The sequence below is a fragment of the Blastomonas natatoria genome (genome assembly GCF_003201955.1).
Classification (GTDB): Bacteria; Pseudomonadota; Alphaproteobacteria; order Sphingomonadales; family Sphingomonadaceae; genus Blastomonas; species Blastomonas natatoria.
The window spans coordinates 58,212-79,221 of the sequence record NZ_QJJM01000011.1; the positions used below are offsets into that span (position 1 = coordinate 58,212).

Genomic DNA, 21,010 nt, shown 5'->3' on the forward strand with positions numbered 1-21,010 from the left:
ATCATATTGTTTCAACCAGCGGTAGGGCTGATTGCCCGGCAGAGGCTCAACGCTGGTGCCAGCGTCCCACGGCCCGCGATACCGCCTGCATCAACTGCATCCGCGCCGGAATGCTGGCGGTCGTCTCGGCCAGCATGACCGCTACGGCATAGCGGGTTCCGTCAGGCGCGGTCATGATCCCGACATCGTTATAGCCGGTAGAAACCGGCGGCAGATCCTGGCCCGTGCCGGTCTTGTGGAGGAACTGCCAGCCCGCTGGAACGCCCGCTTTCAGCCGATTCGGACCGCTGCGCGTGCGCCCAAGCGTGTCGAGCATCAGCCGGGTCGAAGCCTGGCTGAGCAATTCGCCCCGCGCGAGCCGCGCCAGAGCATCGACAATGCCTTCCGGGCTCGCTCCGTCGATCGGATCGGCGACATAGGCCGAGAGCAGATTGCGCCGTCGGTCGAGCGGCACCCGCGCGCGTGCCGCCTGGAATGCCCGGCCTGCCGAAAGCTCCTGGCGCCATTCGACACCGGCAATCGAGCTCTGCAGCAGCCGCTCTCCCGGGCCGAAGCGGATGTTCGACAGGCCTTTGCGACGCAGGAAGTCGTTGACCGCGCCGGGACCACCGGCCGTGCGGAGCAGGGCGTCATTGGCGCTGTTGTCGCTCGCGGTCAGCGCCTCGTTGATCAGCGATCGCACGGTTTCGCGCACCACGCCTTCTCGTGCCACCCGCGCTGCGAGGGGCTGGTGAAACAGCGTCAGATCGTCGGGGGTGATCGTCACCTCCTGGTCGAGCGCCAGTTCGCCGCGATCGACTTTCTCGAGCACCGTCATCGTCACCCAGAGCTTGGAGACGCTCTGCTGCGGGAACAATTCGCCGCCACGCTGGCCGACCACCCAGTCGCCATCGATGCGCCGCACCGCGATGCCGGTCTTGCCGGGAAAGGTCCGCCAGAGTTCCTGCAGTTCGTCGCGAAGCCCCTGGGGCACGACATTGGCTGCGCGCGGGGCGAGCGGCGGAGGGACAGGTTGAACGCGGGCAGGTGGCGGGGCCACCGGACGCGGCTGTGCAACCTGTTTCGGCGCCGAAACACAGGCCGACAGCGCGGCAGTGGCAAGGATCAGGACCAGCGGACGGACGACCATGCAGGGCTTTCTAGCAGCATCTTCGGGTTGGCAACCATGCGGAATGACAGATGTATCCGCGCTGAAGCGGTCTAGCCACGGGTTCCGTGGCCGTGGCTGCTTTTGCGGCGAACAAGGCGCTGGGCGCGATGAGCAGTGCCACTCCCCTCACTATGAAGGATGGCGGCACCCTCGCCTCCCTTGATGGGAGATGCGGCGAGACTTGACAGCTTGCTGGCCAGTCGCAGCGGTGAGGGTGGCGGCGCGGCCGGGCGCCATGTCGAAAGGACCAAACCAGCCGGCCCGATCACCCACCCAATCCTCCCCCATCAGGGGGGAGGGCTTCAGGATCAGGGCACCAGCACCGTGTCTTCCGCGACCGGCAGCAGATCGGGATAATCGCTGTTGTAATGCAGCCCGCGGCTTTCCTTGCGTTCGAGCGCCGAGCGCACGATCAGGTCGGCGACCTCGATCAGGTTGCGCAGCTCGACCAGATCGGGCGTGACGCGGAAATTGCCGTAATATTCCTCGACCTCGCTGCGCAACAGTTCGATGCGGTGGCGGGCGCGCTCCAGCCGCTTGGTGGTGCGCACGATGCCGACATAGTCCCACATGAAGCGGCGAATCTCGCGCCAGTTGTGCTGGACGACGACCTCCTCGTCCGAATCGGTGACCCGGCTTTCATCCCAAGGCAGGATCTGGGGCGCCGGACCGAGCTCGTCCCAATGTTCGATAATGTCCTTGGCCGCCGCATCGCCGAAAACGAAGCATTCGAGCAGGCTGTTGGACGCGAGCCGGTTCGCGCCATGCAGCCCCGACTGGCTGACCTCGCCCGCCGCATAGAGGCCCGGCAGATCGGTGCGGCCGTTCAGGTCGATCAGCACCCCGCCACAGGTATAATGCTGCGCGGGCACCACCGGGATCGGATCGCGGGTGATGTCCAGCCCCAAGCCCAGAAGCTTGTCGTAGATGGTCGGGAAATGGCCCTTCACGAATTCCGGCGGCTGATGGCTGATGTCGAGATGGACATAATCGAGCCCCAGCCGCTTGATCTCGTGGTCGATGGCGCGCGCGACGACATCGCGCGGGGCGAGTTCGAGCCGCTCGTCGAAATCGCCCATGAAGCGATAGCCGGTTTCGGGAATCAGCAGATGCCCGCCCTCGCCGCGCACCGCCTCGGTAATCAGGAAGTTCTTGACGTCGAGATTGTACAGGCAGGTCGGGTGGAACTGCATGAATTCCATGTTCGAGACGCGCGCTCCCGCGCGCCAGGCCATGGCGATGCCGTCGCCGGTCGCGCCGCGCGGCGCGGTCGAGAACAGATAGGTGCGCCCCGCTCCGCCGCTGGCCAGCAAGGTTGCGCGCGCGGTCAGCGCCTCGACATGGCCGGTAGCGCGATTGAGCGCATAGGCGCCCCAGATGCGCTTTTCGCCCGCAGGCGCGACGCGATGCCGATCGGCGATCAGGTCGATCGCGACCATGTCGGGCAGCAACGTGATATTGGGATTGGCGAGCGCCGCCCGTTCCAGCGCCTGCTGCACCGCCCAGCCGGTGGCATCGTCGACATGCACGATGCGCCGGTGGCTGTGCCCGCCCTCGCGCGTCAGGTGCAGGTCGTCGGCATGGTCGCCGCTGCCGCCGTTGCGGTTGAACGGCACGCCGAGATCGACCAGATGCTGGATCGCCGCCGGAGCGTTCTCGACGACGAACTCGACCGTCTCGCGCCGGTTGAGCCCGGCGCCCGCGACCATCGTGTCCTCGATATGGCTGTCGAACGTGTCGCCCTCTTCGAGCACGGCGGCGATGCCGCCCTGCGCCCATGCGGTCGACCCGCCCGAAATATCGCCCTTGGCCAGCACCAGCACGCGGCAATGCCGCGCAAGGCTGAGCGCTGCCGTAAGCCCCGCCGCGCCCGACCCGATGATCAGGACATCATGTTGCATCAGCGGTAGCCACAGGTGAGCAAGGAGCGTTGAGGGGCATCGGGACTTTCCTGAAGACTGACAATCCGTTCGTAACCATCGGGCTCTCCCAGTGAGACATCATTGTCAATCTCAACGGGAAAGCCGTTATTGCGCAGCGTCGAGAACACGGCAGCCACAGGAGCGGCAAATTCGAAGCTGAACTCGCCAGGGTCGCCGCCTTCCGGGTACGTCTGGTGAATGGCGTACAGAGGCAGACCTAACATCGTCCCTGACGTGCGGACGGCGAACGACGTCCAGCCATCATGCCGCGTCATCTCCACCTTATCAAATACCCTAATGAGCGGAGCCGGTGCGGCAATCTGGCCAACACGTAGGTGGCGGTCAGGATCGACCACGGCATCCGGATCGATCGCAACCATGGCCTGCAGAAAGCGCGCTGTTTCCGGGGACAAATTGCACAGTGCGGGGTCTTCGAAGGATAACAATGCATCCAGTGCGACCGGACCGATCGACTGGCGCGGCATGCAGCCGGAAACGAGGGCAGCGATTGCAACTGTTGCAAAAACGGCTCTCACGCCACCGCCTTGGTGAGGTTCAGGAAAACATCCTCCAGATCCGGCTCGCGGGTCGAGACATCGACGATGTCATAGCCCGCCGCGCGCACGCGGCTCATCACCTGGCCCGCGTTCAGCCGGTCCTTGCTGTAGCCGATCTCGATCACCCGCTCGGTGAGCTTGCTGACCTTGTCGAAATCCGGGTCGGCAGGCAAAGCGGCAATGTCCTGGTCGAGCGTCAGCACGATCAGCTTTTCGCGCGCCATGCCGACCATCTCTGCCGTGGGCTTGTTGGCGATCAGCTTGCCATGGTTGATGATGGCGATGCGGTCGCACAGCTCTTCGGCTTCCTCGAGATAATGCGTGGTCAGCACGATGGTGACCCCGGCGCGGTTCAATTCGCGCACATAATCCCAGAGCTGCTGACGCAGATCGATATCGACCCCTGCGGTCGGCTCGTCGAGCACCAGGATCGGCGGCGAGTGCACCATGGCTTTTGCGACAAGCAGACGCCGCTTCATGCCGCCCGACAGCGTCCGCGCATAGGCATCGGCCTTGTCCTCCAGCCGCACCGCGCGCAGCAGCTCTGCGGTGCGCCGATGCGCCTTGGGCACGCCGAACAGCCCTGCCTGAAGCTCCAGCGCCTCGGCCGGGGTAAAGAACGGATCGAACACGATCTCCTGCGGCACGATGCCGATCGAGGCCTTGGCGTTGCGCGGATCGGCGTCGATGTCGAAGCCCCAGATGCGCGCCGAACCCGATGTCTTGCGCACCATGCCCGACAATATGTTGATCAGCGTCGATTTGCCCGCGCCATTGGGGCCGAGCAGCCCGAATATCTGTCCGCGCGGAACGTCGAAGCTTACGCCGTCCAGCGCCAGCTTGTCGGGGGCCTTGCCTGCACCAGCGTAAACCTTGCGCAGCGTGTCGATCGATATGGCAGCCTCAGTCACGCGATGCGGATTAGCCCGATGGCTGGCCAAGCGCAAAGGGAAAGGTGGCGCTGCCCGTGCTGTGTGCAGGTGCAGCACAAATGCTGCCTAAATTTTACGCAGCCGTTCGCATCTGCACAAAAAATGTGCGCCTGACCGCAGGGCGGATTAGCAATTCGTTAGGATTCACGGCTTCTGCGCATTTGGCACGTGCTTTGCGTAGCTTTCCTGCGGTGACGGGGCCAACCCCGCAAGAATATTACCAAAGGGGGCGTAATGAAATTCATCATTGCCATCATCAAGCCCTTCAGGCTGGACGAGGTGCGCGAAGCCCTTACCAGCCTGGGCATCGCGGGCATGACCGTGACCGAAGTGAAGGGCTTTGGCCGCCAGAAGGGCCAGACCGAAATTTATCGCGGCGCGGAATATACCACCAACATGGTCCCCAAGCTGAAGCTGGAGATCGCGGTGAGCGACGACATCGCCCCGCAGGTGGTTGAAACCATCCAGGCCGCCGCAAACACGGATTCCATCGGTGACGGCAAGATCTTCGTTTTCGACCTGGCGGCCGCGACGCGCATCCGCACCGGCGAGACCGGCGACACGGCACTGTAAGGGGAAAGGGGAATGATGAAACCTTTGCACAAGATTGGCGCTGTGGTCGGGACGACAGCGCTTAGCGTATTCACTGCAGCCCAGGCCTGGGCTGCGACCGCTGCGCCGGCTGTTGCCGAAGTGACCGAAACCGTGACCGAGGCAGCAGCCGAAGTCGTACCCGTGGTCGACAAGGGCGATACCGCCTGGATGATCATGGCAACCGTCCTGGTAATGGCGATGATCGTTCCGGGTCTGGCCCTGTTCTATGGCGGTCTGGTGCGCACGAAGAACATGCTCTCGGTACTGACCCAGGTCATTGCCGTCGCCAGCCTCGCGATGATCATCTGGGTCATGTACGGCTATGGCCTGGCCTTTGGCGGCGATGCCAACCAGTTCATCTCGACCGGCAAGTTCTTCCTGGCGGGCGTGACTGCGGACTCGACCGCCGCCACCTTCTCCGAAGGTTTCCAGATCCCCGAATTCGTGTTCATCGCGTTCCAGATGACCTTCGCGGCCATCACGGTGGCACTGGTCATCGGCGGTCTGGTGGAGCGCATGAAGTTCTCGGCGCTCATGGTCTTTGCCATCGTGTGGCTGACGATCGTCTATTTCCCGATCGCGCACATGGTCTGGTATGCAGGCGCGACGCCTGAAACCACCGGCCTGCTGTTCGACTGGGGCGCACTCGACTTCGCTGGCGGTACCGTGGTGCACATCAACGCAGGGATATCGGCGCTGGTCGGCGCGATCATCCTCGGCAAGCGCCTGGGCTATCAGAAGGACGTGATGGCGCCGCACTCGCTGACCATGACGCTGATCGGCACCGGTCTGCTGTGGGTGGGCTGGTTCGGTTTCAACGCTGGCTCGGCACTCGAAGCCAATGGTTCGGCAGGGCTCGCGCTGATCAACACCTTTGTCGCCACCGCCGCCGGCGTGCTCTTCTGGATGCTGACCGAAAAGGCGATCGGCCATCAGGGTTCGCTGCTGGGCGCCTGTTCGGGTGCCATTGCCGGCCTCGTCGCCGTCACCCCCGCTGCCGGTAACTCGGGTCCGTTCGGCGCGATCCTGCTGGGTGCCGTCACCGCCGTGATCTGCTGCCTGTTCGTGATGAAGGCGAAGCCCAAGCTCGGCATCGACGACTCGCTTGACGCTTTCGGCATCCACGGTCTGGGCGGCATCGTCGGCTCGATTGGCACCGCCGTCACCATGCTGCCTGCGCTGGGCGGCCCGGGCGCGGAAGATTACGACCTGGGCGGCCAGCTGGTCATCCAGATCATGGCGGTCGGCGTGGCCATCGTCTGGGCCGGTGTCGGCTCGGCCATCGCCTTCTCCGTCGCCAAGCTGGTCACCGGCCTGCGCGTCCCTGAAGAGGTGGAGCGTGAAGGTCTCGACCTCGGCGAGCACGGAGAGCGCGCCTATAACTACTGATTTCACGAGTTTGGTCTGTGGCGGGACCAGCTAGCACCCGCCGCAGACCTCCAGAGGTTCCTCCTGCGAACTGACAACTCAAGGCCGGGATGGCGACATCCCGGCCGTTTTTTTGCGTGCATCGCCAGAGGCTTGTCTGCGCCCGACGGCGCCTTATCGGTTTCAGATCGAAACCGTATTGACAAAATTGTCAGTAAGGTGAGACTTTCCCTTCAACAGACCGCCCCAGGCGGCACCCACCGGGACCTCGCAGCCCGGACCCGGAAGATCTTGCACCGGACCCTTTCGGGCCGGGTTGCATCGAAGGAGAGAGCCATGGCCACCGTTTTGAAAGAACCCGGCGCAGAGCTGAACTACGACATGAGCGATGCCAGCTGGTATGTCGAAGACCGCTGGCAGGAGCCGTTCCGCCAGATGCGCACCCAGGACCCGATCCACTGGACCGAAAAGGGCATGTTCGGCAATTTCTGGAACGTGACCAGCCACAAGGCGATCCAGCATGTCGAGGCGCTGCCCGAGATCTTTTCCTCGTCCTACGAATATGGCGGCATCACGCTGGCCGACCGGATCGACGACGGCACCGAACTGGTGATGCCGATGTTCATCGCGATGGACCGGCCCAAGCATACCGGCCAGCGACGCACCGTCGCGCCCGCCTTCACGCCGACCGAAATGAAGCGCATGTCGGACGACATCCGCCGCCGCACCGCCGAGATTCTCGACGGCCTGCCCTGGGACCAGCCGTTCGACTGGGTCGACAAGGTCTCGATCGAGCTGACCACGCAGATGCTCGCCATCCTGTTCGATTTCCCCTGGGAAGACCGCCGCAAGCTCACCGAATGGTCCGACTGGGCGGGCGATATCGAGCTCGTCCACAGCGAGGAGCTGCGCCAGGAGCGCCTGAAGCACCTCTACGAGATGGGCGCCTATTTCAAGAAGCTGTGGGACGCCAAGATCAACGCCGAGCCCACGCCCGATCTCATCTCGATGATGATCCATTCGGACGCGATGAGCGAGATGGACGAGTTCGAGTTCATGGGGAACCTGATCCTGCTCATCGTCGGCGGCAACGATACGACGCGCAATTCGATGTCGGGCCTTGTCTACGGCCTCCAGCAATTCCCCGACCAGCGCGAGAAGCTCGAGCAGAATCCCGAGCTCATCCCCAATGCGGTGCAGGAAATCATCCGCTGGCAGACCCCGCTTGCACATATGCGCCGCACCGCGACCGAGGATTACGACCTGTTCGGCAAGCAGATCAGGAAGGGCGACAAGCTCGCGCTCTGGTACATCTCGGGCAATCGTGACGAGAGCGTGTTCGAGGATGCCGACAAGATCATCGTCGACCGCGAGAATGCGCGGCGGCACCTGGCGTTCGGCTACGGCATCCACCGCTGCGTCGGGGCGCGCCTCGCCGAACTGCAGATCGCCATCCTGCTCGAGGAAATGGCCAAGCGCCGCATGCGCGTCAACGTGCTTGAAGAGCCGGTGCGCGTGCGCGCATGCTTCGTCCATGGCTATCGTTCGATGCAGGTGTCCTTGAGCAAATATTGAAGCCACATTGGCGCCTCAGCCGTAACTATGGCATCGTCCGCCACGAAACGGGCCGGACGATCACACGGGAACGGACGATGCAACGACGTGAATTTCTCAATGCCGGGCTGCTGGGCGCCGCGGGTCTCGGCCTGTTTGGCCTCGCGAACTTTTCCTTTGGCGCTGCCACGGCGCGCGCCAAGGGCAAGTTCGAGATCACGAGGACCGACGCCCAGTGGAAGAAGCAACTGACGGCCGACCAATATTATGTGCTGCGCCAGGAAGGGACCGAACGGCCCTATTCCAGCCCGCTCAACAAGGAAAAGCGCGCCGGGACGTTCCTGTGCGCAGGGTGCCAGCTGCCGCTGTTTTCCTCGAAAACCAAGTTTGAAAGCGGCACTGGCTGGCCGAGCTTCTATGCCCCGCTACCCAGGGCCGTCGGTACCAGCACCGATACGCTGCTCGGCTATCCGCGCACCGAAGTGCACTGCCGCCGCTGCGGCGGGCATCTCGGCCATGTGTTCGAGGATGGCCCCAAGCCCACGGGCCTGCGCTATTGCATGAACGGCGATGCGATGCTGTTCCGGCCTAGTGCCACTTGAGGCCATCATGCTCTCTCCCCTTCAGGGGAGAGATGCGGAGCCTTATCAGCTTGCTGATTAGGCGCAGCTGAGAGGGGCAAGCGCGTCGCAGGCCCCTCTCCCAACCCTCTCCCCTGAAGGAGAGAGGGCTAAATGGGTTCAACCCACCCGTTTCACGCTGTCCTTGTGTGCGCCGACTCGCGAACCGCCGCCGCCGCCAGGACGACCACCGCCACCCGAGCGACCACCGCCGCCACCGGGTCCGCGACGGCGACGATTGCCGCCCTGGCCATCGCGCTTGGGGCCATAATTGCGCCCGCCGCCACCGGTGCCGCGCTCGCCGCCGCGACCCTGGGCCGGGCGCTCGGGCGCCTTGGCCGGGGGCGGAAGCTGGGCTGCCGCTTCGGTAAAGCCCTTGGGCAGCGGCATCGGGGTCGGCTTGACCTTGGTCAGCTTCTCGATGTCCTTGAGCAGCGGACGCTCGTCATTGCTGACGAACGCGATCGCGATGCCGTCGGCGCCGTTGCGCGCGGTGCGGCCGATGCGGTGCACATATTGTTCGGGCACATTGGGCAGGTCATAGTTGAACACATGGCTGACGCCGTTGATGTCGATTCCGCGCGCGGCGATATCGGTCGCGATCAGCACCTTGATCTCGCCATCCTTGAACGCGGCGAGCGCGGCGGTGCGCTGCGACTGGCTCTTGTTGCCGTGGATCGCAGCCGAACGGATGCCGGCCCCTGCCAGCACGCGCACCACCTTGTCCGCGCCATGCTTGGTGCGGGTGAAGACGAGCGCACGCTCGGGCTTGATCTCGCGCAGCTTCAGCGTCAGCAGCGCCTGCTTTTCGCTCTGGCTGACAAAGGTGACATATTGCTCGACGCGCTCGGCCGTCGTCGATTGCGGCGCGACCTCAACCCGCACCGGGTTGTTGAGGAAACGCGCACCGAGTTCGGCAATCGCCTTGGGCATGGTCGCCGAGAAGAACAGGCTCTGGCGCTGCTTGGGCAGCATCGAGGCGATGCGCTTCAAGGGCACGATGAAGCCCAGGTCCATCATCTGGTCGGCTTCGTCGAGCACGAAGATCTCGACATTCTCGAGCGTGATCGCGCGCTGTTCGATCAGGTCGAGCAGACGGCCGGGCGTCGCGACCAGAACGTCGGTGCCCGCCTGCAGCTTGCGCTTCTGCTGGTTGATCGGCACGCCGCCGAACACGCAGTTGACCGAAAGGTTGAGGTAGCGCGCATAGACGCGCATGTTTTCGGCGATCTGTGCCGCGAGTTCGCGGGTCGGCGACAGCACGAGCATGCGCACGCCGCGATGGCTGCGGCCCTTGGCTTCCTTGGCCAGGTGATGGAGCGAGGGCAGCGAGAAGGCTGCGGTCTTGCCGGTGCCGGTCTGGGCGATGCCAAGCAGGTCGCGCCCTTCCAGCAATGCAGGGATGGCATCGCGCTGGATCGGCGTCGGCGTATCGTAACCCTTGGAATCGAGCGCACGCAGGATCGGATCGGCCAGGCCAAGTTCATGAAAATAGGACATGTAATACTCTTCAAAAAGAGCAACGCGCGAACAGCACCCAATTCGGGCGGCGCGCGCATTGCGGGGTTCAGAAGCCGCCGGAAGGTTCCGGAAACTTCAGGAAAACGCCCCGCGTGAATTGGGATGTTCGGAAATTGGAGCAGCGGGGTTTCAAGGACCCGGCCTATCGCCAGCCTGCCTTGCGGGCGGGGCTGGAACGAAGTTCACGCTGCCGGTTCATAAGGGGCATTGGGAAGGATTCCCGTGCCAAGGCGCGCTGCTTGGAGCGGCATATGATGGCAAAGCGGCAGAAAAGCAAGGAAAATCGCGGGAGGACCGCCGCGCCAAAGGATTCAGGCGGCTTCGGGCACGTCCGCAGGGCCGCCGATCAGCACATAGCGGCGATCGCAATAGCCGCATTCGACATAACCCTTCTCGTCGATCTGCAGCCAGACGCGCGGATGGCCCAGCGCGGCGCCACCCCGGATGTCGCTGGCGCCATCACAGGCAACGCGGGCGGTGTTGGTACGGACAGTTTCAGGCGGTGTGATCATGGCTGGGCGATTATCAAAAGCCGTGTCGCCATGCAATCGGGCTTTGCTCCCGATTTTCAGGCCTCGCCCAGCTTTTCGAGCACGATGCGCGCCCGCGCCGCATCTTCGGGCAGCACCATCACGCGCGCGGGCGTCATGAAGCCCAGGCCAAGCCCGGCCATGCCGCCATCGAAGATATGCGCGTCGATCCCTTCCGCGCCCAGCGCCAGCCGCGCCATTTCCGCCTCGATCCGGTCGGCATATTCGGCAATGGCCTTGAGGCTCATGCGCGCTCAGCCCTCAACGTCGGTAAAATAGCGCGTCGTCGGCGTGGTGGGCAGCCCGTCGATCGAGCGGGTGCGCCCCGCCGTTCTGGCCAGCCATTGTTCGGGATCGCTCTGGCGGTGCGCTTTCTTCAGCGTCTCGCGCTCGCGCTCCATCTGCATCACCGGCACGCCCCAGCCGCAGCTGGTCTGCACGCTGTCGACCGCAATGTCGAAAATCTGCCGCGTGCCCGGCATCAGGGTGAAATGCGCCGCCAGCTCGTCCCAATCGGCATCCTGCGGCAATACCGGACGCCCCCGGCCATAGATGCGCAGGATCAGCGCCGGATTTTCGAACGCGCAGAACATGATGGTGATGCGGCCATCGGCAATCAGATGCGCGTGCGTTTCGTTGCCCGACCCGCCGAGGTCGAGATAGGCGACGCGGTTGTCGCCGAGCACGCGAAACGCATCATAGCCCTTGGGGCTCAGGTTGATGCGCGCGCCCTCGGCTGCGGTCGCGACGAAGAATACCGGCTGGCGCGCGATGAAGGCGCGGTGCTTGTCGGTGAGATGGTCGACGAATTCGGACATGGCGGCATAGTGCGGGAACGGGGCAGGTCGCGCAAGTCCACCCCTTCCCCCCGCCCGAAAAAGCCGTTACCGCGACTCACCATGACGACCTCCACAGCCGCCGCATCGCCCGGCATCCCGCGCTCGCTTTACGTGCTTTCCGTCTTCTACGGCGGCATGGTGTGTCTCGCCGGGGTGCTCGGCAACAAGCAGGTTTCGATCGGACCGCTGGCGGTGGAAGCCGGAATCTTCGCCTTCCTGCTGCTCGTCGTCGTATCGAGCGCAATTGCCGAACTGCATGGGCGCGAGACGGCGAACAGCCTGGTCAAGTTCGGCTTCGTGCCCCTGCTGTTTGCGATGCTGCTGTCGTGGATCGTCTACGCCCTGCCCGCATCACCCGACATGGCCCCGGAAAACGCCAATGCCATCCAGCTGATCCTGGGCGCGACGGGCCGCATCTGGGCGGCGGGTGTCTGCGCCTATGGCGTCTCGCAATTCCTCAACGTCTATATCTTCTCCAGGCTGCAGAACATGCCGGGCCGGTTCCTCGCGGTGCGCGGAGTGATCGCCTCGGCGCTGTCGCAGATCGTCGACACGCTGATCTTCGTCACCATCGCCTTTTACGGCGTGTTCCCGATCGGCCAGCTGCTGATCGGACAGATGGCCGCCAAGGTCGCGCTTTCGGTGGCCCTGGTACCGTTCCTGATTGTGTTCTTCGTCCGGCTGGGCAAAAGGCTCGACGCATGACCGACCAGATTCACGATCCCGCGCTGCTCGCAAAGGCAGAGACGCTGACCGAGGCGCTGCCCTTCATGCAGCGCTATGCCGGCAAGAGCTTCGTCGTCAAATATGGCGGCCATGCCATGGGCGACCCCGAGCTGGCGCGCGATTTCGCCGAGGATATCGTGCTTCTGAAAGCCGTGGGCATCAACCCGGTGGTCGTGCACGGCGGCGGGCCGCAGATCGGTGCGATGCTGAAGCGGCTGGGCGTCCAGTCCGAATTCATCGACGGGCTGCGCGTCACCGACAGCGAGACCGCCAATGTCGCCGAAATGGTGCTGGGCGCGATCAACAAGGAACTGGTGACCTGGATCGCGGCCGCTGGCGGCAAGGCGATCGGCATCAGCGGCAAGGATGCAGGATTCGTCCGCGCTTCCAAGGTTGAGCGCACGATGCGCGACCCCGACAGCAATATCGAGCGCGCCATCGACCTCGGCTTTGTCGGCGAGCCCGAAGCGATCGACTGCACCGTGCTCAAGACCATCTCCGACGCAGGCATGATCCCCGTGGTCTCGCCGATAGGCGTCGGCCCCGACGGCCAGACCTACAATATCAACGCCGATACCATGGCAGGCGCGGTCGCGGCGGCGCTCGGCGCATCGCGGCTGTTCCTGCTCACCGATGTCGCAGGCGTACTCGACAAGGCCAAGAAACTGCTCAGCGACCTGACGCCGCAGGACATTGCTGCCCTGCGCGCGGACGGTACGATCAGCGGCGGCATGATCCCCAAGCTGGAGACCTGCGTGCACGCCGTCGAACAGGGCGTCGATGCCGCCGTCGTGCTCGACGGACGTGTGCCGCATGCGATGCTGCTCGAAATCTTCACCTCGCGCGGGGCCGGCACGCTGATCCGCGCGTAACCGTTTTAGTCTTGTAATACACCCCGGATCGTCCTAGATACGGGGCCGAGCTATCCGAAAAGCCCATATTGAGAGACCCATGCAGATCCTGCTCGAAATCCTGGATATCATCCTGCAGGTGGTGACCTGGTTCATCATCATCCAGATCGTGCTGTCCTGGCTGATCGCGTTCAACGTGGTCAGCATGCAGAACGATCTGGTGCGCCAGCTGGTCGAATCGCTGCACCGGATCACCGAGCCGCTCTATCGCCCGGTGCGCAGGATCATGCCCGATCTGGGGATGATCGATCTGGCGCCGATGGTGGTGATCCTGATCGTGATGATCCTGCGCAACTCGATCATCCCGCGCCTGTGGGAACAGTTCGCGTAAACCGCATATCCCCACGCTCTGCTGTGGCAATCGGGCACGTTTGCCGCTAGGGCTGCGGGCATGACAGCCCGGATCATCGACGGAAAGGCCTTTGCGGCCGGTTTGCGTGCGCGCCTTGCCGCGCGTGTCCCCAGTTTTGTGGAAAAGACGGGCCGCGCGCCCGGCCTGGCGGTCGTGCTGGTCGGCGAGGACCCGGCCAGCCAGGTCTATGTGCGCTCCAAGCACAAGGCGACCGTGGAAGCCGGGATGCAGAGCTTCGAACACCGCCTGCCCGCCGAAACCAGCCAGCAGGCGCTGCTCGATCTGGTCGCCGCGCTCAACGCCGATGACAGCGTCGACGGCATCCTCGTCCAGCTGCCGCTGCCCCCCCATATCGACGACAAGGCGGTGCTGGCCGCGATCGATCCGGCCAAGGATGTCGACGGCTTTCATGTCGTCAATGCCGGGCGTCTGGCCGTGGGCGAAGAGGCGCTGGTGCCGTGCACGCCGCTCGGATCGCTGATGCTGCTGCAGGATGCGCTGGGTGACCTCTCGGGGCTGCACGCGGTCGTGATCGGGCGGTCGAACATCGTCGGCAAGCCGATGGCGCAGCTGCTGCTGCAACAGAGCTGCACTGTGACCATTGCGCATAGCCGGACCAAGGATTTGCCGGGAATCGTGCGCCTTGCCGATATCGTCGTCGCTGCCGTGGGCCGCGCGGAGATGGTGCGCGGCGACTGGATCAAGCCGGGCGCGACTGTGATCGATGTCGGCATCAACCGCGTTCCAGGAGCCGAGCCGGGCAAGACGAAGCTGGTCGGCGATTGCGCCTATGACGAATGCGCTGCAGTAGCGGGTGCGATCACCCCGGTGCCCGGCGGCGTCGGCCCGATGACCATCGCCTGCCTGCTGCGCAACACGCTGGTGGCCGCACACCGCCGCGCGGGGCTGAGCGATCCGGAGGGATTGTGATGCGCCTCGCCACCGCGCTGTTCGTTCTCGCCTCTCTCACCGCACCCATCGCCCACGCGCAATCCGGGCCGCCGCCACGCGAGGATCGGCGCGGGCCGCCGTCTGGGCCACAAGGCCAATCCTATGCCAATTCGAGCGCGGTGCTTGTCGCCGAGATCGCGTTTGCAAGGGCAGCGCAGGACAAGGGCCAGTGGACCGCCTTTCGTGAGACCGCATCCGACCATGCGCTGATGTTCGTGCCGCAAGCGACGCTCGCACAGGCCTGGCTCAAGGGCCGTGCCGATCCGGCTGAGGCGGTGAAGTGGCAGCCGCACAAGCTGTTCATGGCGTGCGACGGGCGCACCGGCGCCTCGACCGGGTCCTCGCAATTTCCCGGCGGCGCCAACGGCTATTATACCTCGGTCTGGCAGAATCTGGAAAAGCCGCGCGCCAAGAAGCCCGACTGGAAATGGGTGCTCGATCATGGCGCACCGCTGAAAGAACCGCGGGCCGGTGACGAGATGATTTCCTCGCGCACCGCCGCTTGCACCGGCGAGCCCAAGGCAGCGCTCGGGGCCATTCCGTTCGGACCGCCACCCAGGGACGAGAAGCCTGCGGCTCCGGGCACCAGCGGCGCGCGGGCGTCATCTGATGGCACGATGGTCTGGCGCTGGGACGTGCGCGCCGATGGCAGCCGCACGATCACGATTGAGCTGTGGAACGGCAGCAGCTTCGATACCGTGGTGCGCGATGATGTTCCGGCAGGTGCGGCATGATCGAGCTGTTCGTCTCCGCCTTCATCACCCTGTTCGTGGTGATCGACCCGCCCGGCTGCGCGCCGATCTATGCCAGCATGACCACCGACGCCAACGCCCAGCAGCGGCGCAGCATGGCCATCCGCGCCGTGGCCGTGGCGGGCGGAATCCTGCTGGTGTTCGCGCTGTTCGGTGAGGCCCTGCTGTCCTCGCTGCATATCGAACTCAACAGCTTCCGCATCGCCGGCGGCATCATGCTGTTCCTGATCGCGCTCGACATGGTGTTCGAAAAGCGCACCGAACGCCGCGAGCAGCGCGCGCAGAAGGTGATCGAGACGCCCGAGATCGAGGATGTATCGATATTCCCGATGGCGATGCCGATGATCGCCGGCCCCGGCTCGATCGCGTCGGTCATGCTGCTGGTCTCGCAGAACGAGGGCCTCGACCGCGCGATGACGATCCTGGCGGCGCTGCTCGCCGTGCTGCTGCTGACGTTGCTCGCCTTGCTCACCGCCGGCCCGCTGATGAAGCTGCTCGGGGCCAAGGCCGAGGCCGTGATCACCCGCCTGCTCGGCGTGCTGCTGGCGGCACTGGCGGCGCAGTTCGTGATCGACGGGCTGAGGGCGAGCTTTCAATAAAGCTGGTGAGAGATTGAGGGATCGGTACGCGTCAATTCCCTCACAGATCACATCGGGCTCGCGACCCCATTTGACAGGTCGGCCTAACCACCTCCGCTCATCCTGAGCAGCGGGCTCAAGCCCGCGAAGCCGAAGGACCCGCGCCCACGCTGGCCGTATAGCGGGGCCTTCGACAGCCCCAGGCTGAGCGGGGTAGTATTATGGCGATGTTCACACCGGGCAAACGGTGTGCATGGCCCCTAGGCCGACATGGCAAGCTGCGTGTCGCCTGCCGTGCATGAATGCCCTTCCCCCAAATAACTGGGATTGCCGCGCCACCTCGTTCGCGTAACATTCGCGGCCTGCGCCATGATCGCAAGGCGCGCGGCCTTAGCGGAGCCATGGCCATGCAGGATTCCCCAGCTGCGTCCGTTGCCATTGTGCAGCCTGCCGAACAGGCCGATCTGGCAGCGACATTCGATCTAGCGCGCATCCACCGCGACGATCCAAGCCAGAAACCGTTCGTTGCCGTCCCGCGCTGCAGTCGTGATAGCACCAGGGAGATCACCGTGTGCGCGCGGTCGCCGGAGGAATTTCTGCCCAAGTTGAACGATCCGTACGGCTTTGCTGCCCAGGTCGAACAGGGCATGGGCCTGGCCGCGATCCGTCTGGATAATGGAGCCGTACTCGCTGCCGAAGTCGAGCAGGTCGATCTGGGCAATGGCGTCGTCAGCAATCGCGTAATGATCCGCTACAAGCTGAAACTCTAGCTCAGTTGGAAAAAGGAAAAAACCCGCCAGCCTTTCGGCTGACGGGCTTTTCGTCAGGGCTTGCACCCGGGCTGGTGCTTAGAAGCGGATCAGCGCCGAGAGCGAGTATTGCTGGGCCTGGAAGTCCTTGCGACCCACCGTCGTGTCGATCGCGGCGGTGAAGTCGAAGGTCGGCTGCGAGATCGTCAGGCCCACGCCCGCTTCCGCCCAGGTCCGGTCGTCCGAACGATAGGCGAAGGGGAAGCGGCCCGTGGTGCTTCCGGCGAAATTGGCACCGAAGAACGCATCGCCTTCCAGCACGTCATAGACATAATCGGCATAGATATACGGACGGAACACCGCGGTCTTCTTGGCGCTGGCCGATGCACCGACGCGCACCTGCAGGCTGTCGAACTTGTTGCGGTCGATGTCCAGAGCCGGACCGCCTCCCGTTTCGCGGACGTCGTCAAAGCCGATATACTGGTACTGGGCGGCAACGCGCGGGGTGATGACCACCGTTTCGGTCTCGATCGCCTTGGACAGGCCCAGCTCGGCGCTGAGCGACAGGCTGTCATCGCTCGTGCCCAGGTTGAACACGCGGCCGGCAATGCCGACGGCACGGTTGGTATCGACCTTGAAGCTGCCCGCGCTGATGCGACCATCGACAATCAGGCCGCCCGGCGCAGTGAACGCACCATAGACGCTGCCCTCGATCAGCTCGCCGCCAACGCTCTGCACCTGCACGGCCCGCGCATCGACATCCGAATAGCTACCCGAGATACCCAGAACCACGCCGTCACGCGGCATGTATTCCAGACCGCCGACCACGAAATAGCCGTCGAAATTCTCGCGGCGTCCGCGGGTCAGTGCGGTCGGCATCGGCGCCGACTTGCCGTTCAGATAGCCACCGCCAAGATAGATGGCGAAGGAACTGTCGAGCGAAGCCGAATCGACCACCGCCGTGTCCTGGCCATCCTGAGCGACGGCAGCCGCAGCCATCGCGCCGGGCAGCGCCATGCCGTTGGTGGCCGTGGCAGCGATGCCGAGCGGCTGGCCGATCATCGCGATCGTGCCGCCGAAATCGCCCGACAGCGCCGACTGCATGCGCGTGCGGTGGAAGCGCGAGGTGCTCGAAATCATCGCTTCGGCGACGTTCAGGCGAGTCGATTCGGTGAACGGCGCCAGCGATTCGAACGTCGCCCGGATCTGGGCGGCCGACATGAGGTCGGTGCGCAGATAGACGTCAGAGAAGGTGTTCGCCGAGGCACGGTTGGTATCGAGAATACCGGCATAGCTCGACTGAACGCGCGAGAACGGATCGATCACGTTGCGATACTGACCGGCGGTGATGCGCATATCCACCGCGTTGGCGCTGGTGGTCAGCACCGGCGTCAGGATGGCGCTGATCGGGGCGGCAGAGTTGAACGCCGCGGTGATCGCTCCGCCCGTGGTGACGATGCGATAGGTATCACCATTCTTGATCGTGTAGCCAGCGACCGGCGAGACGATCACGCGGCCGCCCAGGCTGGCAGCGCCGGTGATCGCGAGACGATCCGAGACGCCCGCGCCGACATCCACCAGGAACTGCGTGGCCGAAGACAGCACGACACTGCCATCGACGGTCAGCGTGCCGACGGTGCCGGTACCACCCGGCGCGACCGTGCCCATGATGCTGGTCAGGAACGGCGTCTGGATGGTGCCGGTGCCGGTCAGCAGGCCTGCCGCCAGGGTATAGTCGCCCACCGAACGCAGGCGACCGGCAACGTTCACAGTGCCGCCCGTCTGGGTGATGTCGATAAGGCTGGTGAGGTTACCCGCAGCAGCGACGTTGAGGCCGGCAGTATTGGCCACGGTCAGGCGGTCGATGGTGACGACGCTCGACAGCGTGGTGGTACCGGCCGCGCTCAGCGTCACGTCGAAATAGCGACCGGGTGTGCCAGCGCGGTTGTTGGGGTTGACGTTGTTGGGCACGAAGTTGGTCGCACCCGGCAGGCCGTTGGCCAGCGTTGCGGCAGGCAGCGGGCCCGCACGGAACACGCCGCTGCCATTGCGCTGGGCCTCTTCCGCCAGCTTCTCGAGCGCGGCCAGGCTTTCGGCGCTGGCAGCGGGGCTGAGCGGCGTTCCCAGGCCGAGATCGGCGCCGGCAAGCTGGTTCTGCAGACCGGCCACGGTATTGTCACCGGCACCGACCGAGTTGATCATGTCGGCCCGTGTGAGCGAGGTGGTGGCAGCGACCGGTGCAGCGCTGACTGCTGCTGCCGTCGCGACGGCGGCAGAGCCCGGCGTGTCGACGGTGCCGTTCAGCGAGACCTGCTCTGCGCCACCCGAAAGCTCCCCGGTCAGATCGGCACGGCCGATGCCCGAGGCAACGTTGACACCCTCAGCAGTGCGCGCGGGCGGCGTGAAGTCCTGCCCGGTCGCCAGATCGCGGCACTCGTTCAGGCCCAGGCCCTGGATACAGACCTGACCGAAATCGGGATCGCCACCGGCAATGCCCTGGCCAAGGCCGGTCGGGATGCCGGTAACCACCTGTCCGGCAGCATTGATGATGTTGTAGTTGGGATCGAGCGTCGTCGTCCAGCGGGTGGCGTCTTCCCAGTTGCCATTGCCAGCAGCGGCCGTGACATAGCGATAGGGGTTCGTAGCCGCGATATAATCCCAGTAGAGATAGAGCGGCTGGTAGAAGCTGGTGGTACCATAGCTGCTGAACGCCTGCGGGCCGAAGAAGCGGCTGCCGCCGGAAAGGACGCCGATCTGCAGGTTCTTGGTCGACAGCGTATTGCGCGAGGCAGTCAGGATCAGCGGACCGCCCGAGTCACCACCGGCGGTGGTGCCTTCATTCGGCAGCGGATCGTCGCGGAAGACGTTGAAATCGAACTGGCTGGCACCAGGGGTACCGCGGCGCGGATCATCAAAGTCCAGATTGTAGAGATTCTGGCCGAGCGGCGGCGTGCCGGGGGCGGCAGGGCCAAACAGGAAATCGTTGCGGTCATCAGGCGAAGCCAGTGCGCCGAGCATGTTTTCGGCTGCGCGACGGCGGAAGTCGACGCCGCCTACCGCGCCCTGTGTACCGTTGCCCGAACGACCATAGCCGGTGATCGTCACGTGATAGCCGGTGCCGCGGACCGGATCGATGGACGTGGGGGTGGGCAGCGGCGAGAACAGCAGCGCCCAGGTCGGGATACGCGCGGCCGGCGTGTCCAGCGTCGCCAGCGCGATATCTGCTTCGATGAAGCCCAGCGCCTGCGGGTTGAGCAGCGAACGCGGATCATACTGGATCTGGCTGATGTTGAAGACATTGAGCGCGGCATTGGACCGGAAGCCGTTGGCCGTCCAGTTCTGGAAACCGGGGCGCGCGTCAACATTGAACGAGAATGCCGCAGGCACAGTGCCGTCGATGCTGCTGTAGTCGGTCTGCAGGCGATCGTTGACGCAGTGAGCAGCGAACAGCACGGTGCGCGGATTGATCAGCGTGCCAGTGCAGACAAAACCGTCATTGCGGAAGAACATGCCGACGCCGTTCACGCCGCCAGCATTGTCAATGATCTGGGTCGGGGTCTGGTTGTTGTTCGGCACGATGGCCAGCGCAGGCGCCGAGGCCAGCGCTACGGCCATGGCGGTCGCAGCGGTGCCGCCCAGAATCGCCTTGTGAAGATGGGTGTTCTTGAAAGTCATGAATATCCCCTGCTCAACGGTTATGTTGATGGGGGAAGTTAGCTCGCGCGCAGCGAAAGGCAACGCGGCGGCATTCTTCTGGTTCCGATTGTGACAACCTGTTGCCGCATTGACACATTTTGTTACAAAACAGGCAGAAAGGCACCGCCATTCCCCCTCAAACGAGGGGGATGGCGGCTTTCAATATCGTACCGGAATTACTTGCCCAGCGTTTCGGTCAGGAACCATGCGCGTTCCTGCGCCTGGTCGGTCCAGTCATCGACAATTCCGTCGGTAGCGTTGTCGCCAGCCTGGCCGGCGAGTTCCTTCACCTCGCGCAGCTTGGCGGCAAAGGCGAGATTGTCGTCGCGCAATTCCTTCAGCATCGCCTCGGCCGACACGCCCGACTTGTCGTTGTCGGCAATCGAACTGCGCCGCGCGATATCGCCGATCGAGGTCAGCGTGCGGAAGCCGTTCTTGCGCACCCGCTCGGCAATGGCGTCGGTAATCGCCAGGATCTGCGCTGCCTGGTCGTCGAGCAGCAGGTGATATTCGCGGAAATGCGGCCCTGCGACATGCCAGTGGAAATTCTTGGTCTTCAGGTACAGCGCAAAGCCATCGGCCAGCAGGCCATTCATCGCTTCGGCCAGCGCCTTGCCGGCATTGTCACCCTTTTTGTTTCCCATGACGTGCTCCTGTTCTTGCAGCGGATGATCCTAACATAGGTTGGCCTTGCGCAAATCCCATGAC

General features: G+C 64.2%; 21 protein-coding genes. 11 read left to right on the forward strand and 10 right to left on the reverse strand.

All coding sequences use genetic code 11. The annotated features are described in order from the left end of the window. Positions 1 to 46: 46 nt before the first annotated feature. The 4 genes from C7451_RS14165 to C7451_RS14180 form a co-directional block, all read right to left on the reverse strand. On the reverse strand, positions 47 to 1,129 hold the full coding sequence (locus C7451_RS14165; protein WP_110299624.1) for a serine hydrolase: 1,083 nt from the start codon (positions 1,127 to 1,129) through the stop codon (positions 47 to 49). 329 nt (positions 1,130 to 1,458) lie between these two features. Further along, complete coding sequence (gene nadB / locus C7451_RS14170; RefSeq protein ID WP_110299625.1) at positions 1,459 to 3,051, reverse strand: L-aspartate oxidase; 1,593 nt, start codon at positions 3,049 to 3,051, stop codon at positions 1,459 to 1,461. Next, positions 3,051 to 3,608 (reverse strand): hypothetical protein, encoded by a 558-nt coding sequence (locus tag C7451_RS14175; RefSeq protein ID WP_146215374.1) that lies wholly within the window; start codon positions 3,606 to 3,608, stop codon positions 3,051 to 3,053. The genes nadB and C7451_RS14175 overlap by 1 nt, the downstream gene beginning before the upstream one ends. After that, positions 3,605 to 4,540, reverse strand: coding sequence for an ABC transporter ATP-binding protein (locus tag C7451_RS14180; RefSeq protein ID WP_110299627.1), 936 nt, complete (start codon positions 4,538 to 4,540; stop codon positions 3,605 to 3,607). The genes C7451_RS14175 and C7451_RS14180 overlap by 4 nt, the downstream gene beginning before the upstream one ends. Before the next feature lie 255 nt (positions 4,541 to 4,795). Between C7451_RS14180 and C7451_RS14185 the strand changes: the two genes are divergently transcribed. The 4 genes from C7451_RS14185 to msrB all read left to right on the forward strand — a co-directional run bounded on the left by C7451_RS14185 (position 4,796) and on the right by msrB (position 8,679). After that, the gene (locus C7451_RS14185; RefSeq protein ID WP_110299628.1) at positions 4,796 to 5,134 is read left to right on the forward strand and encodes a P-II family nitrogen regulator; all 339 of its coding nucleotides are present in this window, start codon (positions 4,796 to 4,798) and stop codon (positions 5,132 to 5,134) included. Between the two features lie 12 nt (positions 5,135 to 5,146). Then, on the forward strand, positions 5,147 to 6,544 hold the full coding sequence (locus C7451_RS14190) for an ammonium transporter (RefSeq protein WP_425266489.1): 1,398 nt from the start codon (positions 5,147 to 5,149) through the stop codon (positions 6,542 to 6,544). Positions 6,545 to 6,859: 315 nt separating this feature from the next. Next, positions 6,860 to 8,098 carry a cytochrome P450 gene (locus tag C7451_RS14195; RefSeq protein ID WP_110299629.1) on the forward strand — a complete coding sequence of 413 codons (1,239 nt, stop codon included), beginning with the start codon at positions 6,860 to 6,862 and terminating at the stop codon, positions 8,096 to 8,098. Positions 8,099 to 8,175: 77 nt separating this feature from the next. Further along, positions 8,176 to 8,679, forward strand: coding sequence for a peptide-methionine (R)-S-oxide reductase MsrB (gene msrB, locus C7451_RS14200; protein WP_110299699.1), 504 nt, complete (start codon positions 8,176 to 8,178; stop codon positions 8,677 to 8,679). 138 nt (positions 8,680 to 8,817) lie between these two features. Here msrB and C7451_RS14205 read toward each other — a convergent pair whose 3' ends face one another. From C7451_RS14205 to C7451_RS14220, 4 genes are all read right to left on the reverse strand, one after another. Beyond that, positions 8,818 to 10,197 (reverse strand): DEAD/DEAH box helicase, encoded by a 1,380-nt coding sequence (locus C7451_RS14205; RefSeq protein ID WP_110299630.1) that lies wholly within the window; start codon positions 10,195 to 10,197, stop codon positions 8,818 to 8,820. A gap of 332 nt (positions 10,198 to 10,529) precedes the next feature. Beyond that, positions 10,530 to 10,730 carry a zinc-finger domain-containing protein gene (locus tag C7451_RS14210; RefSeq protein ID WP_110299631.1) on the reverse strand — a complete coding sequence of 67 codons (201 nt, stop codon included), beginning with the start codon at positions 10,728 to 10,730 and terminating at the stop codon, positions 10,530 to 10,532. A 56-nt stretch (positions 10,731 to 10,786) separates the two neighbouring features. Then, entirely contained in the window at positions 10,787 to 10,996 is a 210-nt protein-coding gene (locus C7451_RS14215) for a putative signal transducing protein (RefSeq protein WP_110299632.1), read from the reverse strand. Positions 10,997 to 11,002: 6 nt separating this feature from the next. After that, entirely contained in the window at positions 11,003 to 11,566 is a 564-nt protein-coding gene (locus C7451_RS14220; protein WP_110299633.1) for a pyridoxamine 5'-phosphate oxidase family protein, read from the reverse strand. Positions 11,567 to 11,647: 81 nt separating this feature from the next. Here C7451_RS14220 and C7451_RS14225 point away from each other — a divergent pair, with 81 nt between their 5' ends. The 7 genes from C7451_RS14225 (at position 11,648) to C7451_RS14255 (ending at position 16,627) form a co-directional block, all read left to right on the forward strand. Then, positions 11,648 to 12,292, forward strand: a complete 645-nt coding sequence (locus tag C7451_RS14225) for a queuosine precursor transporter (RefSeq protein ID WP_110299634.1) — start codon at positions 11,648 to 11,650, stop codon at positions 12,290 to 12,292. Next, the gene (argB, locus tag C7451_RS14230; protein ID WP_110299635.1) at positions 12,289 to 13,185 is read left to right on the forward strand and encodes an acetylglutamate kinase; all 897 of its coding nucleotides are present in this window, start codon (positions 12,289 to 12,291) and stop codon (positions 13,183 to 13,185) included. Before C7451_RS14225 ends, argB begins: the two co-directional genes overlap by 4 nt. Before the next feature lie 79 nt (positions 13,186 to 13,264). Next, complete coding sequence (locus C7451_RS14235; protein WP_110299636.1) at positions 13,265 to 13,555, forward strand: YggT family protein; 291 nt, start codon at positions 13,265 to 13,267, stop codon at positions 13,553 to 13,555. A 60-nt stretch (positions 13,556 to 13,615) separates the two neighbouring features. Further along, positions 13,616 to 14,506, forward strand: a complete 891-nt coding sequence (gene folD, locus C7451_RS14240; RefSeq protein ID WP_110299637.1) for a bifunctional methylenetetrahydrofolate dehydrogenase/methenyltetrahydrofolate cyclohydrolase FolD — start codon at positions 13,616 to 13,618, stop codon at positions 14,504 to 14,506. After that, positions 14,506 to 15,261 (forward strand): hypothetical protein, encoded by a 756-nt coding sequence (locus C7451_RS14245; protein ID WP_110299638.1) that lies wholly within the window; start codon positions 14,506 to 14,508, stop codon positions 15,259 to 15,261. Before folD ends, C7451_RS14245 begins: the two co-directional genes overlap by 1 nt. Next, on the forward strand, positions 15,258 to 15,878 hold the full coding sequence (locus C7451_RS14250; RefSeq protein WP_110299639.1) for a MarC family protein: 621 nt from the start codon (positions 15,258 to 15,260) through the stop codon (positions 15,876 to 15,878). The genes C7451_RS14245 and C7451_RS14250 overlap by 4 nt, the downstream gene beginning before the upstream one ends. Positions 15,879 to 16,264: 386 nt before the next feature. After that, on the forward strand, positions 16,265 to 16,627 hold the full coding sequence (locus C7451_RS14255) for a hypothetical protein (protein ID WP_146215375.1): 363 nt from the start codon (positions 16,265 to 16,267) through the stop codon (positions 16,625 to 16,627). 78 nt (positions 16,628 to 16,705) lie between these two features. Here the strand turns inward: C7451_RS14255 and C7451_RS14260 are convergent, their stop codons facing one another. Both C7451_RS14260 and C7451_RS14265 read right to left on the reverse strand, forming a co-directional pair. Beyond that, the gene (locus C7451_RS14260) at positions 16,706 to 20,281 is read right to left on the reverse strand and encodes an autotransporter domain-containing protein (protein ID WP_110299641.1); all 3,576 of its coding nucleotides are present in this window, start codon (positions 20,279 to 20,281) and stop codon (positions 16,706 to 16,708) included. 197 nt (positions 20,282 to 20,478) lie between these two features. Then, positions 20,479 to 20,946: a Dps family protein gene (locus C7451_RS14265; RefSeq protein WP_110299642.1), complete on the reverse strand. Its 468-nt coding sequence runs from the start codon at positions 20,944 to 20,946 to the stop codon at positions 20,479 to 20,481. Positions 20,947 to 21,010: the final 64 nt, after the last annotated feature.

What these genes read in the sequence shown, in the direction of transcription:
- C7451_RS14165 (WP_110299624.1), bottom strand. Translation starts at nt 1,129, where the DNA reads ATGGTCGTCCGTCCGCTGGTCCTGATCCTTGCCACTGCCGCGCTGTCG.
- nadB (WP_110299625.1), bottom strand. Translation starts at nt 3,051, where the DNA reads ATGCAACATGATGTCCTGATCATCGGGTCGGGCGCGGCGGGGCTTACG.
- C7451_RS14185 (WP_110299628.1), top strand. Translation starts at nt 4,796, where the DNA reads ATGAAATTCATCATTGCCATCATCAAGCCCTTCAGGCTGGACGAGGTG.
- C7451_RS14190 (WP_425266489.1), top strand. Translation starts at nt 5,147, where the DNA reads ATGATGAAACCTTTGCACAAGATTGGCGCTGTGGTCGGGACGACAGCG.
- C7451_RS14195 (WP_110299629.1), top strand. Translation starts at nt 6,860, where the DNA reads ATGGCCACCGTTTTGAAAGAACCCGGCGCAGAGCTGAACTACGACATG.
- msrB (WP_110299699.1), top strand. Translation starts at nt 8,176, where the DNA reads ATGCAACGACGTGAATTTCTCAATGCCGGGCTGCTGGGCGCCGCGGGT.
- C7451_RS14205 (WP_110299630.1), bottom strand. Translation starts at nt 10,197, where the DNA reads ATGTCCTATTTTCATGAACTTGGCCTGGCCGATCCGATCCTGCGTGCG.
- C7451_RS14210 (WP_110299631.1), bottom strand. Translation starts at nt 10,730, where the DNA reads ATGATCACACCGCCTGAAACTGTCCGTACCAACACCGCCCGCGTTGCC.
- C7451_RS14215 (WP_110299632.1), bottom strand. Translation starts at nt 10,996, where the DNA reads ATGAGCCTCAAGGCCATTGCCGAATATGCCGACCGGATCGAGGCGGAA.
- C7451_RS14220 (WP_110299633.1), bottom strand. Translation starts at nt 11,566, where the DNA reads ATGTCCGAATTCGTCGACCATCTCACCGACAAGCACCGCGCCTTCATC.
- C7451_RS14225 (WP_110299634.1), top strand. Translation starts at nt 11,648, where the DNA reads ATGACGACCTCCACAGCCGCCGCATCGCCCGGCATCCCGCGCTCGCTT.
- argB (WP_110299635.1), top strand. Translation starts at nt 12,289, where the DNA reads ATGACCGACCAGATTCACGATCCCGCGCTGCTCGCAAAGGCAGAGACG.
- C7451_RS14235 (WP_110299636.1), top strand. Translation starts at nt 13,265, where the DNA reads ATGCAGATCCTGCTCGAAATCCTGGATATCATCCTGCAGGTGGTGACC.
- folD (WP_110299637.1), top strand. Translation starts at nt 13,616, where the DNA reads ATGACAGCCCGGATCATCGACGGAAAGGCCTTTGCGGCCGGTTTGCGT.
- C7451_RS14245 (WP_110299638.1), top strand. Translation starts at nt 14,506, where the DNA reads ATGCGCCTCGCCACCGCGCTGTTCGTTCTCGCCTCTCTCACCGCACCC.
- C7451_RS14250 (WP_110299639.1), top strand. Translation starts at nt 15,258, where the DNA reads ATGATCGAGCTGTTCGTCTCCGCCTTCATCACCCTGTTCGTGGTGATC.
- C7451_RS14255 (WP_146215375.1), top strand. Translation starts at nt 16,265, where the DNA reads ATGCAGGATTCCCCAGCTGCGTCCGTTGCCATTGTGCAGCCTGCCGAA.
- C7451_RS14260 (WP_110299641.1), bottom strand. Translation starts at nt 20,281, where the DNA reads ATGACTTTCAAGAACACCCATCTTCACAAGGCGATTCTGGGCGGCACC.
- C7451_RS14265 (WP_110299642.1), bottom strand. Translation starts at nt 20,946, where the DNA reads ATGGGAAACAAAAAGGGTGACAATGCCGGCAAGGCGCTGGCCGAAGCG.